Here is a 2,312-nt window from a genome sequence, read left to right as displayed (position 1 = left end):
GGCCGCGGCGGCACGCACGCGACGGTCACCGATGCCAATGTGGTGCTCGGCCGGCTCGGCGCCGGGCAGACGCTGGGCGGCACGCTGGCGATCGACGGCGCGGCGGCGCGCGTCGCGGTCGGCCATCTGGCCGCGCGCCAGGGCATCGCGGTGGAGGCGATGGCAGCCGGCATCGTCGCGCTGGCCGTCGCGAAGATGGCCGCGGCCATCTACGAAATCTCCGTGGCACGCGGGCGCGACCCGCGCGACTACGCGCTGGTGCCCTTTGGCGGCGCCGGCCCGCTGCATGCCTGCGAGGTGGCGGCCGAGCTCGGCATCCCGCGCGTGCTGGTGCCGCCGTCGCCGGGCACCTTCTCGGCCTTCGGCGCGCTGTGCTCGCCGCTCATCAAGGACCGCGCCGTGACGCTGCTTGCGCCGCTTGACGAGGCGCTGGCGGCCAGGATGCACGCGCTGGCCGCCGAGTTCGCTGCCGGGCTGCGCGCCGAATTCGCCGCCGAGGGTACCGACACCGCGCGCTTCGAGACGATCCTGCAGGTCGATGCGCGCTACCTCGGCCAGGCGCATGAACTGACCGTGGTCGTGCCGGCGGGCAGCGATGCGGCGGCGATGCGCGCCAGGTTCGAGGCCGCCTTCTCCCGCGAATACGGCCGGCTCGACGGCGCGCGCGCGGTGGAGATCGTGAACCTGCGCGTAATCGGCCGGATCGGCATCGTCGCCCCGGCCATCGCGGCGTTGCCGGTGCAGCCGATGCCGACCGGGCGTCGCGCCCTGTGGCAGGGCGCGGGCTGGGGCGATGCGCCCGTGTATCGCCGCGAGGCGCTCGCCAGCGGTGCCGCGCTGCACGGCCCGGCCATCGTCGAGGAGATGAGCGCGACGCTCTACCTGCCGCCGGCCTGGACGCTGCAGGTCGGCCCGGTGGGCGAACTGGATCTCCGGCACGAAGCGGCTGCGGCAGGCCGGATGCTCGCGGCCGACTAGCGGATGCGCCAGGAGGATCTGCGGCTGCTGACCGGCCGCGGCCGGTTCCTGGGCGACGCCCTGCCGGAGGGCGCGCTGCACGCGGCCTTCGTGCGCGCGCCGGTAGCGCATGCGGCGATCCGCGCCATCAACGCGCGGGCGCGGGGGGAGGGCGTGCTCCTTGTCTCCACCGTCGCTGAGCTGGATCGCGACGGCATTGGCCCGATCGCGGCCGATCCTGTGCGCGGCTTCCTCGGCCTCGACGACCCCGCCTGGCCCACGACCTTCCAGCCGGCGCTGGCGCGCGGGCGCGTGCGCTATGTGGGCGAGCCGGTGGCGATGGTGGTGGCCCGCACCGCCGCGGCGGCGCGCGACGCGGCGGAAGCGATCGAGGTCGACTACGAAACGCTGGCCGCGGTGGCCGATCGCACGGCCGCGCTGCCGGATGGCGCGACCCCGCTGCATGACGGCTACCCCAGCGGACGGCTGCCGATCACCGCCATGGGTGACGCGGAGGCAACCGCGGCGGCGATGGCGACGGCGGCGCACCGCCTGCGCGTGGCGGTGGAGATCCCTCGCCTTGCGGGCGCCGCGCTGGAACCGCGTGGCGCGCTCGCCTGGGTCGGGCCGGATGGTGGTCTGGTGCTGGAGAGCGGCACGCAGCGCCCGTACCAGGTGCGGGAGACGCTGGCACGCGCGCTTGGCCTTTCACCCGCCGCGGTCCGCATCCGCTTCGACGACGTCGGCGGTGGATTCGGCATCAAGAACCAGGCCTATCCCGAGCAGCTCGCCCTGCTCTGGGCGGCGCGGCGGCTGGGCCAGCCCGTGCTGTGGCGCGCCACGCGCAGCGAGGACATGGCCGCCGACGCGGCCGCGCGCGACACGGGTTTCGAGGCGGAGATCGGGCTTTCGGCGGATGGCAACCTGTTGGCGCTTGCCGTGCGCCGCACCGTCAGCCTCGGCGCCTATGCCGGCCCGCGCGCCGTGGCGCCGGCGATCAACGGCCTGGGTCTCGTGGCGGGGCCGTATCGCTGGCGTGCGGCGCATGTCGCGGTGGAGGGCGTCTTCACCAACACCGCGCCAACCACCGTCTATCGCGGCGCCGGCCGGCCGGAGACCGTGACCTTCTGCGAGCGTGCGATCGATGCCGCGGCCCGCGCGATGGGCGAGGATCCCGTCGCGTTCCGCCGGCGGCACCTGTTGCGACCCGGCGAGACCAACGTGCTGGGCGTCGCGCTGGGCGACGCCGATCCGGCGCGCGTGCTGGCGCGTGCCGTCGCGCTCCACGCCGCGCCGGCCGGCGCGCCTGGTCGGCTGCGGGGCACGGGCGTGAGCCTCTATGTCGAGGACCTGCA

The 2,312-nt window shown here is 75.4% G+C and carries 2 protein-coding genes; both read left to right on the top strand.

The window, feature by feature from the left end; translation table 11 throughout:
• Nucleotides 1-978, top strand: a 978-nt coding sequence (locus tag OZN99_RS30025; RefSeq protein WP_270938877.1) for a hydantoinase/oxoprolinase family protein, incomplete at its 5' end; no start/stop codon positions are given.
• Between the two features lie 3 nt (nt 979-981).
• Nucleotides 982-2,312, top strand: a 1,331-nt coding sequence (locus OZN99_RS30020) for a xanthine dehydrogenase family protein molybdopterin-binding subunit (RefSeq protein ID WP_270938876.1), incomplete at its 3' end; no start/stop codon positions are given.

This window comes from Falsiroseomonas oryzae (assembly GCF_027856955.1).
Taxonomy (GTDB): domain Bacteria; phylum Pseudomonadota; class Alphaproteobacteria; order Acetobacterales; family Acetobacteraceae; genus Falsiroseomonas; species Falsiroseomonas oryzae.
Note: the sequence above shows the minus strand (reverse complement) of the source record. Positions and strands in the feature narration are given on the sequence as shown.